13 protein-coding genes are annotated in these 13,218 nt (G+C 31.6%); 9 read left to right on the top strand and 4 right to left on the bottom strand.

The features are described from left to right. Window positions 1–259: 259 nt before the first annotated feature. Window positions 260–1,249 carry a tryptophan--tRNA ligase gene (trpS, locus tag KA926_RS01020; RefSeq protein WP_192946865.1) on the bottom strand — a complete coding sequence of 330 codons (990 nt, stop codon included), beginning with the start codon at window positions 1,247–1,249 and terminating at the stop codon, window positions 260–262. 303 nt (window positions 1,250–1,552) lie between these two features. On the opposite strand from trpS, the gene spxA reads away from it, so the two are divergent. The 4 genes from spxA to pepF all read left to right on the top strand — a co-directional run bounded on the left by spxA (window position 1,553) and on the right by pepF (window position 6,023). Next, window positions 1,553–1,948 (top strand): transcriptional regulator SpxA, encoded by a 396-nt coding sequence (spxA, locus tag KA926_RS01015; RefSeq protein ID WP_040030144.1) that lies wholly within the window; start codon window positions 1,553–1,555, stop codon window positions 1,946–1,948. A 312-nt stretch (window positions 1,949–2,260) separates the two neighbouring features. After that, window positions 2,261–2,977 carry an adaptor protein MecA gene (mecA, locus tag KA926_RS01010; protein ID WP_192946864.1) on the top strand — a complete coding sequence of 239 codons (717 nt, stop codon included), beginning with the start codon at window positions 2,261–2,263 and terminating at the stop codon, window positions 2,975–2,977. Between the two features lie 181 nt (window positions 2,978–3,158). Continuing rightward, window positions 3,159–4,160: a competence protein CoiA gene (locus tag KA926_RS01005; protein WP_192946863.1), complete on the top strand. Its 1,002-nt coding sequence runs from the start codon at window positions 3,159–3,161 to the stop codon at window positions 4,158–4,160. A gap of 54 nt (window positions 4,161–4,214) precedes the next feature. Beyond that, the gene (pepF, locus tag KA926_RS01000; protein ID WP_210143448.1) at window positions 4,215–6,023 is read left to right on the top strand and encodes an oligoendopeptidase F; all 1,809 of its coding nucleotides are present in this window, start codon (window positions 4,215–4,217) and stop codon (window positions 6,021–6,023) included. Window positions 6,024–7,086: 1,063 nt separating this feature from the next. Here the strand turns inward: pepF and yjbH are convergent. The 3 genes from yjbH to KA926_RS00985 all read right to left on the bottom strand — a co-directional run bounded on the left by yjbH (window position 7,087) and on the right by KA926_RS00985 (window position 8,935). Further along, window positions 7,087–7,875, bottom strand: coding sequence for a protease adaptor protein YjbH (yjbH, locus tag KA926_RS00995; RefSeq protein ID WP_210143447.1), 789 nt, complete (start codon window positions 7,873–7,875; stop codon window positions 7,087–7,089). A gap of 16 nt (window positions 7,876–7,891) precedes the next feature. Continuing rightward, a complete protein-coding gene (locus KA926_RS00990) occupies window positions 7,892–8,263 on the bottom strand; it encodes a truncated hemoglobin YjbI (protein WP_107384678.1) in 372 nt (123 codons plus the stop codon). Between the two features lie 87 nt (window positions 8,264–8,350). Then, window positions 8,351–8,935: a CYTH domain-containing protein gene (locus KA926_RS00985; RefSeq protein WP_192946861.1), complete on the bottom strand. Its 585-nt coding sequence runs from the start codon at window positions 8,933–8,935 to the stop codon at window positions 8,351–8,353. Window positions 8,936–9,124: 189 nt separating this feature from the next. On the opposite strand from KA926_RS00985, the gene KA926_RS00980 reads away from it, so the two are divergent. The 5 genes from KA926_RS00980 (at window position 9,125) to mgtE (ending at window position 13,211) form a co-directional block, all read left to right on the top strand. Next, entirely contained in the window at window positions 9,125–9,472 is a 348-nt protein-coding gene (locus tag KA926_RS00980) for a UPF0738 family protein (protein WP_107384680.1), read from the top strand. Between the two features lie 16 nt (window positions 9,473–9,488). Continuing rightward, window positions 9,489–10,124 carry a GTP diphosphokinase gene (gene yjbM / locus KA926_RS00975; protein WP_192946860.1) on the top strand — a complete coding sequence of 212 codons (636 nt, stop codon included), beginning with the start codon at window positions 9,489–9,491 and terminating at the stop codon, window positions 10,122–10,124. Window positions 10,125–10,135: 11 nt separating this feature from the next. Further along, on the top strand, window positions 10,136–10,945 hold the full coding sequence (locus tag KA926_RS00970; RefSeq protein ID WP_192946859.1) for an NAD kinase: 810 nt from the start codon (window positions 10,136–10,138) through the stop codon (window positions 10,943–10,945). Then, window positions 10,945–11,799: an RluA family pseudouridine synthase gene (locus tag KA926_RS00965; protein WP_192946858.1), complete on the top strand. Its 855-nt coding sequence runs from the start codon at window positions 10,945–10,947 to the stop codon at window positions 11,797–11,799. Before KA926_RS00970 ends, KA926_RS00965 begins: the two co-directional genes overlap by 1 nt. Before the next feature lie 83 nt (window positions 11,800–11,882). After that, complete coding sequence (gene mgtE / locus KA926_RS00960) at window positions 11,883–13,211, top strand: magnesium transporter (RefSeq protein WP_394859557.1); 1,329 nt, start codon at window positions 11,883–11,885, stop codon at window positions 13,209–13,211. Window positions 13,212–13,218: the final 7 nt, after the last annotated feature.

The raw sequence follows: 13,218 nt of genomic DNA, 5'->3' as shown, positions 1-13,218 counted from the left end.
AGAACTGACAATAAATGATTATTGATATTGTAAGACCAAATTGATATATTTCAAAAATTACGGTGTTAATGTAGCATACATCAACTAAACAAAATTGTAATTTGCTAAAATCACGTGGATAGTTGTAGAAGGAATGATGAAATCGGGGGGAACAACCAGGTTAATATATGTATCGAAAGTTGAAAAAAACAGACTAATCCTTTAATTTGGATTGGTCTGTTTTAGAATGAGATGTATGCCAATTTTTTTGATTTTTAGATTATCTTTTTCGACCTAAGCCCATTGCTTTTTCCATTTTTTTTAATGTTTTAAATGAAGCTTTTTGAGCTTTCTCTCTACCATTATCTAAAATCGTATCTAATTCATCTGAGTTGAAATAATACTCATATTTTTCTTGGAACTGAACTAAAAAGTCTTTTACAATTTCAGCTAAATCTGATTTAAATTCACCATAGTTAGAATCTTTATACTGTGTTTGGAGTTCATCAATTGTTTTATCAGTTAAACTTGAATAGATAGATAATAAATTTGAAATGCCAGGCTTATTGTCACGATCAAATTTAATAATACCATCTGAATCTGTTACTGCGCTTTTTATTTTTTTAGCGCCCACATTGGGTTCATCTAACAATGAGATATAATTTTTTTGGTTATCATCACTTTTACTCATTTTTTTCGTTGGGTCTTGTAAACTCATAACACGACCACCAACTTTTGGCATGCGTATTTCTGGTTTTACAAGAACATCGTTGTAACGTGAATTGAATCGGTCTACTAAATTTCTAGTTAATTCAATATGTTGTTTTTGATCGTCTCCAACAGGAACGATATTTGTGTTATAAATGACGATATCTGCTGCCATTAATGGCGGATATGTAAGTAACCCAGCAGGTATACCTTCAGTTTGTTTTACTGCTTTATCTTTAAATTGTGTCATGCGTTCTAATTCACCAATCGATGAAATAGTTGTTAACATCCAGCTCGCTTGCACGTGCGCCGGCACCTCAGATTGTATAAATAATGTTGATTTTTCTGGGTCAATGCCTGATGCCAAATAAATTGCTGCTAGTTGTCTTGTTTGTTTACGTAGTTTTAATCGGTCTTGTGGAATTGTAATCGCGTGTTGATCCACGATGCAGAAGAAACAATCATAATCATCTTGGACTTCACCAAATTGCTTCAACGCACCAATATAGTTACCAAGCGTTGGAATACCGCTAGGTTGGATACCAGAAAATAAAGTTTCCATTTTTTGATGCCTACCTTTATAATAATTTAATTTATATACTTTAGTAATAGTATAACAGTATTTCAATCATTTGTAAGTTATGTTAAACTGTATACATATCAATATTTCTAACTAAATTGATTGGGAATTAAGCTTATTTGAAATTTTTTAAAAAAATTAGAGGATTCTCATTTAATTTTAATGTTGATAGGGTATACTTTAATTGTAAGGTTAAGAGAGATAAAAATTACTTTAAAATTTCTTAATCATATAAAATTGAAATCTAATGAATTTATATTCATGAAAAATAGGAGAGTGAGATGTATGGTAACATTATTTACTTCACCAAGTTGCACATCTTGCCGTAAAGCGAAAGCATGGTTACAAGAACATGACATTCCGTATACGGAGCGTAACATTTTTTCAGAACACTTAACAATTGATGAAATCAAACAAATTTTAAAAATGACTGAAGATGGAACAGACGAAATCATATCTACTCGTTCTAAAACTTATCAAAAATTAAATGTAGATATTGATGCTTTACCACTTCAAGACTTATATTCAATTATCCAAGATAACCCAGGTTTATTAAGACGTCCAATTATCTTAGATGATAAACGTTTACAAGTTGGTTATAATGAAGACGAAATTAGACGTTTTTTACCTAGAAAAGTACGTACGTTCCAATTGCAAGAAGCGCAACGTATGGTTGATTAATGTATAGATAGAGCGATTGAGCCATAAAGTAACGTTATTGTGATGTTGCTTTGTGGTTTTGTTGTATTTACCGTAACAGATAAATATATACTTACGTCAAACAAATCGGTTATTCAATTGTGAATGATTATTGACTGAATTCAAACAGCACTCTAGAGAAAGTGCTGTTTTTTGGCCTTTTATAAGGGTATATGTTATTATAAGAGACCAAATAGAAAATAGTAAAAATTAATCAAACAAATTAATTGTAATTCTTACTACGTTCTAATACAATAATGATTACTATTCATCGACTGTAAGGAGTGAGATGATATGAGAATAGAGCGAGTTGACGACACTACCGTTAAACTATTTATAACATATAGTGATATAGAAGCAAGAGGCTTTAAACGTGAAGATTTATGGACTAATCGCAAACGTGGAGAAGAATTCTTTTGGAACATGATGGAAGAAATCAATGAAGAAGAAGATTTTGTTGTTGAAGGTCCTTTATGGATTCAAGTACATGCTTTTGAAAAAGGTGTTGAAGTAACGATTTCTAAATCTAAAAACGAAGATCTTATCAATATGTCTGATGAAGACAATGATCAATTAGATCATCAAGTTAATGATTTATTATCACAAACATTTGAGCAAGATGATAGTTTAGAGGATTTATTTGAACAACGTCAACAACAAAAAGAAACGCAACAAGATCAAGAACGCAACAAACGTAAACCACAGAATACGCGTACTGTTATAGTTAGATTTAATGATTTAGAAGAAGTAATTGATTATGCTTACCATAATAATCAAAGTGTAGATGAGTTTGAAGATTTATTATATAGTCTTAATAATGTATATTACTACGCTGTTCACTTTGATGAAACAGTTGGACAAGAAACAATTAACGATAGTTACAGTCAATTACTTGAGTTCGCATATCCTACTGATAAATCGGAAGTATATTTAAACGATTACGCAAAAATTATTATGAGTCATAATGTCGCTTCACAAGTACGTCGTTATTTTCCTGATACAACTGAATAATGATAATTAAAAACTAATATAAATTATTATCAATACTGATTATGATTTGATTAGTAATATTATTTAGATACTGAGCCATAAGTTAATTGTTAACTTATGGCTTTTTGTATTAATAATTTTTTCTTAAATAAAGTTATAGTAATTTGATGACTTTCTGCGTGTAATTATATGAGGTGACGAAATGTTATACGCAAACAATGATCAAAACCAGGCCGTGTGGGCAAAAAATGCAATAAAAAGTGAAAACTATCGTTGCCCATTTTGTAAAGGAAAAGTGTTATTAAAAAAGGGGGCATACTATACACCTCATTTTGCACATGTTCGTAATGATCGTATATATTGCCATAAAAATGAATCGCAAGCACATTCTGATTTAAAATACCGCATTGCTCAACAGCTAAAAGATTTAAATCATAAAGTTAGCATTGAACCATATGTACCACAAAGTTACCAATATCCTGATTTAATTATAGATGATGAAATTGTATTCGAAATACAATTTTCAAAAGTAACGTTAGCGTGTATTTCAAGACGCAGTAAAGCTTTACAAAATGCCGGTTATAAAGTTTATTGGATAATAAAAGATGTAAAATATAATAAAAATAATAGCGTTGTATACTTATCAAAATACGAAAGAAATTTCATTAATATTTATAATAGATTGTTATTATCATGGGATACAACACATGAAATGCTTTTTGGTTATAAAGTGATTAATTTTATTGGTGGACAACAATTTATTGCGAAAAGGTATGATATACCATTAAAGCATTTAGTTAATCAAATTCAGTTAAAGGATGTTTATCATGCTGCAACACAAACGTTAAAACTATCAAATCGTGCTATAAGACGTTATTTAAGTCTATGTCGTAAGACGCATTCAGTTTTAGAGCCAAGTTTAAGTGTGATGTATAATTTAAAGTTAACTGATGAATGGGTAGGTAAATATCTAGGGATCATTTATCCAGAACAAATGTATATTAAGTCACATCCTGTGTATTGGCAATTACAACTTATATATATGTGGCAAATGAACACTTTTAATATGACACATTTTAAACAACTGCTAGAATTAAACCAATTTTATAATAATGAAATAGATAAAACACAAATAAGTTATAGCATTGTTCAAAAATTCAAACAATTCTATTATAATCATGGGTGTTATAGCGTGCAAAAATGACTATGACGTGAGAAAATTATACTAATAGACTTTATAGGAGGTTTACTAGATATTATGACACAACAATTAACAAGAGAAGAGCAAGAACGTCAATATCCAGAATATACTTGGGATTTATCTACCATCTTTGAATCTGATAATGCTTTTGAGGATGCATTTAAAGATGTTGAAAATAATATAGGTGAAGAACAACAATATGTCGGCCATTTAGCTGATAGCTCATCGACTCTATTTAATGCATTAGCATTAGAAGATGAATTAGGTTCCAAGTTGGAAAAAGTATATGTGTATGCCTATTTAAAACAAGATCAAGATACGGCGAATGATAAATACACAGGTTATGAATCTAGAGCGCATCAATTAATTATAAAATTCAGCTCAGCATGGAGTTTTTTAGTACCTGAAATTCTACAAATAGATGAAGCAACGATTCAAAGTTTTATTGATGAAAATGATGATTTGAAACGTTATAAATTTGATTTAAAATTAATTAATGAAAAGAGACCGCATGTATTAAGTGCTGATAAAGAAAGATTATTGACAGAGGCGCAAGATGCATTGTCTACACCTGACAACGTGTATGGCATGTTTAGCAATGCAGACTTAGAATTTGAAGATGCAATTGATAGTGAAGGTCAACGACATGCTTTAACGCAAGGGACATTCATTAAGTGTCTGGAATCAGATGATCGCGTATTACGACAATCTGCATATGAAAACTTATACAAGGCATATGGTGCTTATAACAATACACTAAGTGCGACACTAGCTGGAGAAGTTAAGAAAAACGTCTTTAATGCTAGAACACATAATTATAAAACGGCAAGAGAAGCCGCTTTGAGTAATAATCACATTCCAGAAGCGGTTTATGATAATTTAGTGAAAACAGTTCATAAATACTTACCTTTACTGCATCGTTATACTAAATTACGCAAAGAACTATTAGGCTTAGATGATATGAAAATGTATGATGTATATACACCACTTGTCAAAGACATTAAGTTTGAAATGCCTTATGAAGAGGCTAAAGATTGGATGTTGAAAGCATTACAACCAATGGGTGAAGAATATATGAAAGTTGTGGAAGAAGGTTTAAATCATCGATGGGTAGATGTCTTTGAAAATAAAGGTAAACGTTCTGGAGGATACTCATCAGGTGCTCACTTAACGAATCCATTTATATTACTGAATTGGTCAAATACAGTTTCTGATTTATATACCTTAGTACATGAATTTGGTCATTCAGCACATAGCTACTTTAGTCGTCAAAATCAACCATCAAATTTAAGTGATTACACTATATTCGTTGCAGAAGTCGCATCAACTTGTAATGAAGCATTATTAAGTGACTATATGGATAAACATTTAGATGACAAACGCAGATTACTACTATTAAACCAAGAACTTGAACGTTTCCGTGCAACGTTATTTAGACAAACAATGTTCGCAGAGTTTGAACATAAAATCCATCAAATAGAAGAAGCTGGAGAACCATTAACTGCTAACCGTATGAATGAAGAATATGCAGATCTCAATAGAAAATATTTTGGAGATGCTGTTGAAACAGATGAAAATATTAGTAAAGAATGGTCTAGAATTCCACACTTTTATATGAATTATTATGTGTATCAATATGCAACCGGATACAGTGCAGCTCAAAGTTTAAGTCATCAAATTTTAACAGAAGGTAAACCGGCTGTTGAGCGATATATTAATGAATTCTTGAAAAAAGGTAGTTCAAATTATCCTATTGAAATCTTGAAAAATGCTGGTGTAGATATGACAACACCTGAACCAATTGAACAAGCTTGCCAAGTATTCGAACAAAAATTAGACGCTTTTGAAAAGTTAATGAAAGCTTAGTATGAATGTATTCGTTTACAATATGACAAGTTTGTGACAAAGGGTATTTATTTAATTTTAATGGTTGAAAGGTATATAACAGCGTGTTATATTATATACATGAAATTAATCACATAACAAATATACCCCTTTGTTTGAAGTGAAAAATTTCTCCCATCCCCTTTGTTTAGCGCCGTGTAATCAGACACGGCGTTTTTTTATATCCATTTTTAAATAACTAAGAGATGTATAAGAAATTGAATAACTATTCAGATATTTCAACATATAAATTGCATTGAATTTTATATAAAATACTAATGTATATTGAAAATAATGTTTAGCAATTAGTAAATAAGCAAAAGGTATAGATATTCATTTTACAAAAAGCAATTGAGATATAATAACTAAAGGCAATAAAAACGCCAACTTCTTTAGTAATAATATAGAAGTTGGCGTTTTCTTTGTTTTTATGAAATTTTGTATTAAATGACGATTTGAAAATACTTAAGGTATTAAATTTATATAAGTGCAACTTTGTTTCATCTTCCCGTAATTAGTTAAGTGCGGAATAGGTGTTTTTTGAGCTAAAACACATCATTTACCGCAAATTTGTAACGTGACGATCGATGAGAATTTAAGCTAAGGGTGAGGTTTTAGACTTAAATCATTTTCTGTGTAAGGCAGTATAATCCCAATCGATAACTTTTTTAAAAAACTAATCCATTTTGTTATGCATTAATCCTTTGTCCAATGCTTCTTGGAAGTGAAAAGTAACTTTTTTTCACAGCTTCTTTGATTGTTTGTTTCATTGATTTGAGACAAAATAGTCTCTGAATTAGTAATATTTTCAGTGCGATATAGGCAGTGATTTGGGCGGACTCCTAAGGGAAGCGCACTAGCCGAAGACTACAGTCTAATGCAGTACCCGCGGAAAGCGTGCCCAAAAAAAACTGCCAACAAAGTCAGAGACTTTGTCGACAGTCCTTTTTAACAATAAAATACATGCCACAGTATCTGTTTCAAATAAAGTGAAACTTATAATTTTGAAAATAAAGCATATATTATTGTGAATACTAGCAAAATTTCAAACTTTTGACTTCCAAAATTTACCTTCTGGTGAGCTAAGTTTTTCTACTTTTTGCTGTAATGCTAATTTTTTCAGTTCTTTATTCAATAATTTTTCAGGCCATTCATAAATAGTCAGCAACTCTTCTTTGGTTACTAATTGTTGTTGGTAAATGTAAGTTTCTAAACTTGGTGGAAGTTCTTTTTCAATTGGTGAACCAATAAGTTCATTTATGATATACGTATATATATGATAAGGGTATAAGCCTTCAACTTTTAAACCTTCTTCATGTATATCTTCGTTAAAGAATACAAGGGAAGGTGCCTCTTCAATTTCCATTTCTCGAGCTATATGCAGGTCAACTTGTAAACTTTCTTTTAATGAACTCTTATGTAAGTCTTCTTTAAAGACTTCATAATCAAGTCCAGCATTACTAATACAATTATTGACCATCTCTTCAGTTATAATATCTCGTTTTGGTATTATCTCATTTTGTACAAGATGTATAAAGCGCTCAGCCCGTAATCGACCTTGGAGTTCAGCAGCTTTATAGGCAAGTGCGATATTATCTAAATTAGATGTACTTTGAGCTTGGCATTTTGTTAATACTCGTAAGGAAGGATTTAAAATATGTCTAATACTGATATATTGTTTATACTCAAGTCGTAATTTTGAAAGTATAGCAGACAATTTAAAGCACTCTTTACTGAATGGATCGAAAAAGGAATAAATTTCAATCTTACTCAAAGGTGAAAGATTTGCATCTTCACGACTATTAGCATTTATTAATTTTAATTCTTCAGCCATGTTTTTTCACCTACAATTAATTTTCGGAATTAACCATGTGATTCGCTGTTAAACGTAATCGTTCATATAAATAATCCCCGACGCCTGCAGGAAAATCTGCTTGTTGAATAGCTTTATACATATTTTCAAGCCATGCGTCACGTTCGTGCGTTGTAATTACAAATTCTAAATGTCTTTTTTTTAACATAGGATGACCATGTTCTTCTGTATACAGTTGAGGACCGCCTAAAAATTGTGTTAAAAACTGTTTTTGTTTTCTGCTTGTTTCTTCAAAATCTCCAGGAAACAAATGATTGATTCTATCATCACGTTGTACCATATAATAAAAATGGTCAATCATTTTAAATAAGGCGTCTTGTCCGATAACCTCGTAAGGTGTTTGTGTCATAGTATCACCATATCCTATTAATATAATACTAATATAACATGAATTTTTACATTTGGAAGTAATTCGACTTCTTAATATTGCGCACAATTAACTATTGCTTAATTTATGTTTGCGATTGAAAAATCTTTGGACTTTATTGTTTGGAATTTCATGATTGATATTGAATTGATGAAGGATTGATTTAAATTGAATTAACCCTTCATCATAATCATTTACTTCATATTCAAGTTCGAAGTCTTCAAAATCCAGATATTGATTCTTATCCAAGACAAGTAAATTACCATGAATTTCTTTTTCTAAACGTTCGGTAGTTAAAGCTCCTAATACGGTTAATGCATCAATATCTACATCCATTTTTAAGAGTTGGTTTAAAATATCTTGGGGCAGGTCCTGACTTTTGATGTGTTTGTTTAGTTTGGGTTCAACCTTTGTGTCGAAATTATACTCCATCAAGCCAATTTCAGCCGGTACTTTTAATGTCATTTCGTAAGTATCATCTTTAATACGAATTCTCAAAGCTGAGTGATGTGATTTTAAATCGAAATTTCGTGTATCGATGTAATAATTGGTCTGACTAAATGGTTTTGTATCTAAAAAATAAGTGTTGTATATTGCTAGGTAATTGTCTTTAGACAATAACTGTTTAAATTCAATTTCATTATTAGTTGCCACGCGTTACACTCCTTAAATACTTATGATAATTCATTTTAAAGTACTTGTGAGTTAATTTAAATTAGATTGCATTATACGCTAAAAATTATTATATTTACGTTAAGCCAATTGATGACATGATAATAGTCATGTAACGTGTTATGTACGTCATAATTATGTTAAAATGATGAAGAATAAGGAGGAACAAGCATGCGTATTTATGTGAATGAAATTAAAGTAACAGAAGATAGTTTAAAGTGTTATACAGAACAATCTACAGAAGGCTTACAAGAAGCAGGACAAATGCTTGTTGATAGTGATAATTATAGTTTTGCATATATCTTAGATGATGGCCAGTCATATTCATATTTGATTTTTGTTCAAGAAACCTGGTCTATGTTACATGAGAATAAAAATAAGAAGATTATCATTAATGATCAATTAGAACTAAAACAATTCGACAGAGAGTTTAATTATATATTAGAAAATATTCAAGGTAATTCAAACTATGGTAAGGAGTTTGTTTCTGTTGTGGAAGATACTTTCGAATTAGAGTGAAGCGGAGTGAAGCACAATGAATCAATGGGATCAGTTTTTATCTCCATATAGACAAGCAGTTGATGAATTAAAAGTTAAATTAAAAGGGCTTAGAAAACAGTATGACGTAGAAGATAATGCTTCACCAATTGAATTTGTGACAGGTCGTGTTAAACCTATGACTAGCATTATTGATAAAGCGAATAAAAGACAAATCTCATTTGATCGATTACACGAAGAAATGTACGATATCGCGGGTTTGAGATTAATGTGTCAATTCGTAGATGATATCGATATTGTGGTGAATCTCTTGAGACAACGTCAAGATTTTAAAGTAGTAGAAGAACGTGATTATATTAACAATACAAAACAAAGTGGATATCGTTCATATCATGTTATTATTGAATATCCAATTGAAACACTTGTAGGTGAAAAATCAATTTTAGCTGAAATCCAGATCAGGACATTAGCGATGAATTTTTGGGCAACAATCGAACATACATTACGTTATAAATACGACGGAGATTATCCACCAGAAATCCAGCACCGACTAGAACGTGCGGCTGAAGCAGCGTTTTTACTTGACGAAGAAATGTCGGAAATTAAAGAAGAAATACAAGAAGCTCAAAAATACTATTCCAAAAAACGTGCTAAAAAGCATGATAATGACTAGGAGGAGTAATCATGCGCTATACAATTTTATCTAAAGGTGATTCAAAGTCTAACGCTTTAAAGCATAAGATGATTAATCACATGAAAGATTTTGAAATGGTTGAAGATACGGAAAATCCTGAAATAGTCATATCAGTTGGTGGAGATGGTACATTATTACAGGCTTTTCATCAGTATAGCCATATGTTATCACGGTGTGCATTTGTAGGGATACATACAGGACATTTAGGGTTCTATGCAGATTGGTTGCCACATGAAGTGGAGAAATTAATTATTGAAATTAATAATTCAGAATTCCAAGTTATAGAATATCCTCTATTAGAAATCATTGTTCGTTATAACGATAATGGATATGAGACGAGATACTTGGCGTTAAATGAAGCGACAATGAAAACTGAAAATGGCTCTACACTTGTTGTAGATGTGAATATAAGAGGAAACCAATTTGAACGTTTTAGAGGAGATGGGCTGTGTGTATCAACACCATCAGGTTCCACTGCATATAATAAGGCGTTAGGTGGTGCATTGATACATCCTTCTTTGGAAGCAATGCAAATTGCAGAAATCGCTTCTATTAATAATAGAGTGTTCAGAACTGTTGGTTCACCACTAGTATTGCCCAAACATCACACATGTCTGATTACACCAGTGAATCATGATAAGATTTTAACGACCATAGACCATGTCAGTATAAAACATAAGAATGTTAATGCGATCCAATTTAGAGTGGCAAATGAAAAAATTAGATTTGCTAGATTTAGACCGTTTCCATTTTGGAAAAGGGTACATGATTCCTTTATTTCAAGCGGAGATGAGGAATAATGCAATTTACGTATACAATTAGAGTCCCTCAAATGTTAAGAACTTTTTTACAGGAACAAGGGTATTCTAAGAATACAATTAGCGCCATTAAGCATAATGGCGCTTTAATTGTTAATGGACAAACAGAAACTGTGCGTAAACAATTACAGAAAGACGATAAAGTGGAGGTACATTTAGCTCAAGAAACAGCAAGCCACAACTTGGTCCCGTTTGAGAAAAATTTAAATATATTATATGAAGATGAATACTTATTAATTGTTTCCAAAGAAGCTTATCAAAATTGTGCACCATCAAGGGAACACAAACATTTTAGTTTAGCTGAACAAATTCTTGGTTATTTTAAACAATCACGACAAAACATAGTCCCACATATTGTCACTAGGATTGATCGAAATACTTCAGGTATTGTTGTGGTTGCAAAACATGGTTTTCTACATCATCTTATGTCAAACATACACATTGATAAAACGTATTTATGCGTATGCTTTGGTGAAATGAAAGCACAAGGAATTATAGATGCACCTATTGCTAGGGATCCTTCTAGTATTATTACAAGACAAGTCAATTCACATGGCAAACAAGCAATAACTAAATATAGGCGTTTAGACCATGTCAGTAATTACAGTTTATGTGAAATTGCTTTATTAACAGGTCGGACACATCAGATTCGCGTTCATTTTCAACATATAGGACATCCTATTGTGGGTGATGATTTATATGGAGGTGGACACTCGAGCTATAAACATCAGTTATTACGATGTTTTAAAATATCTTTTATGCATCCAATCTATGATAAAAAAATTGAAATACAGGATAGATATGATGCAATAGAAAATATATTTAATATGATATAATTTGAGTAACTATGGAGGTGGGACTTTTGGCAAATGAAAAAGATCAAATCGTTTTAGAAGATGAGCAAGTATATGATCAAGAAATGTTAGATAAACTACTTCATGAAAATCATATAGGTGAATTTAGAGAAGAATTCTTAGCGATGCACACATATGAACAAAGTGAATACTTTGAAGACAGTGATGAAGATATTAGGCAAAAAATGTTTGAAGTATTGTCCCCTGAAGAAGTAGCGGATTTCTTCGAACAATTAGAAATTGATGAAGAAGAGTATGAAGCGCTATTCGATACCATGGATGCTACATATGCTAGCAAAGTGTTAGAAAATATGTCATACGATAATGCAGTTGACATTATGAATCAATTATCTAAACAGAAAATTGTTAGCTTGCTGACACTAATGAATCGTGAAGATGCAAAAGAAATTAAAGCATTACTACATTACGAAGAAGATACCGCCGGTGGTATCATGACGACGGAATATATTTCTTTAAAGTCAACAATGCCTGTAAAAGAAGCATTAATGCAAGTTAAAGAACAAGCGCCAGATGCTGAGACAATTTATGTCATATTTGCTGTGAATGAGCATAAACAATTAGCTGGGGTTTTATCACTAAGAGATTTAATCGTAGCAGAAAATGATGCTTATATAGAAGACATAATGAGCGAACGTGTGATCAGTGCTAACGCTGCTGATGACCAAGAAGACGTAGCGCAAAAAATGCGTGATTATGATTTTATCGCTATGCCAGTTGTCGATTATCAAGATCATTTATTAGGTATTATAACAATCGATGATATCTTAGATGTTATGGATGAAGAAGCGAGCGAGGACTACTCTCGTTTAGCCGGGGTATCTGATGTTGATGCAACAAATGATTCGGTCATTAAAACTGCTAAGAAGCGTTTGCCATGGCTAATCATTTTAACGTTTTTAGGAATGATTACAGCGACGATACTTGGATCATTTGAGGATACATTAGCACAAGTATCGTTGCTGGCAGCATTTATTCCAATTATCAGTGGTATGTCTGGTAATTCTGGCACACAATCACTTGCCGTATCAGTACGTAATATTTCAACTGGTGAAATTGATGAACAAAGTAATTTCAAAGTCGCATTAAGAGAAGCGGGCAGTGGCTTTTTAAGTGGTTTGATTTGTGCTATATTGTTATTTATTATTATACTGGTGCTTTATGGACAACCAATTTTAGCTACGATCGTAGCGAGCAGTTTAACGATTGCTATGACAGTAGGTACGTTAGTGGGATCAATGATTCCATTAGTTATGAATAAATTAAATATTGACCCTGCAGTTGCAAGTGGTCCATTTATAACTACGATCAATGATATTGTGAGTATGTTGATTTACTTTGGATTAGCAACTTCATTCATGTCTTACTTATTATAGGGGGTTA

Source organism: Staphylococcus sp. GDY8P94P (genome assembly GCF_017892255.1).
Lineage (GTDB): Bacteria > Bacillota > Bacilli > Staphylococcales > Staphylococcaceae > Staphylococcus > Staphylococcus cohnii.
The sequence above is the reverse complement of the archived record's forward strand: the minus strand, read 5'-3'. Positions and strand labels throughout refer to the sequence as shown.

Excerpts from the sequence above, each read along its gene's own strand:
- KA926_RS00980 (WP_107384680.1), top strand. The coding sequence starts at position 9,125 with ATGCGTATTTATGTGAATGAAATTAAAGTAACAGAAGATAGTTTAAAG.
- KA926_RS01005 (WP_192946863.1), top strand. The coding sequence starts at position 3,159 with ATGTTATACGCAAACAATGATCAAAACCAGGCCGTGTGGGCAAAAAAT.
- yjbH (WP_210143447.1), bottom strand. The coding sequence starts at position 7,875 with ATGGCTGAAGAATTAAAATTAATAAATGCTAATAGTCGTGAAGATGCA.
- mecA (WP_192946864.1), top strand. The coding sequence starts at position 2,261 with ATGAGAATAGAGCGAGTTGACGACACTACCGTTAAACTATTTATAACA.
- spxA (WP_040030144.1), top strand. The coding sequence starts at position 1,553 with ATGGTAACATTATTTACTTCACCAAGTTGCACATCTTGCCGTAAAGCG.
- mgtE (WP_394859557.1), top strand. The coding sequence starts at position 11,883 with ATGTTAGATAAACTACTTCATGAAAATCATATAGGTGAATTTAGAGAA.
- KA926_RS00970 (WP_192946859.1), top strand. The coding sequence starts at position 10,136 with ATGCGCTATACAATTTTATCTAAAGGTGATTCAAAGTCTAACGCTTTA.
- KA926_RS00965 (WP_192946858.1), top strand. The coding sequence starts at position 10,945 with ATGCAATTTACGTATACAATTAGAGTCCCTCAAATGTTAAGAACTTTT.
- yjbM (WP_192946860.1), top strand. The coding sequence starts at position 9,489 with ATGAATCAATGGGATCAGTTTTTATCTCCATATAGACAAGCAGTTGAT.
- KA926_RS00990 (WP_107384678.1), bottom strand. The coding sequence starts at position 8,263 with ATGACACAAACACCTTACGAGGTTATCGGACAAGACGCCTTATTTAAA.
- pepF (WP_210143448.1), top strand. The coding sequence starts at position 4,215 with ATGACACAACAATTAACAAGAGAAGAGCAAGAACGTCAATATCCAGAA.
- trpS (WP_192946865.1), bottom strand. The coding sequence starts at position 1,249 with ATGGAAACTTTATTTTCTGGTATCCAACCTAGCGGTATTCCAACGCTT.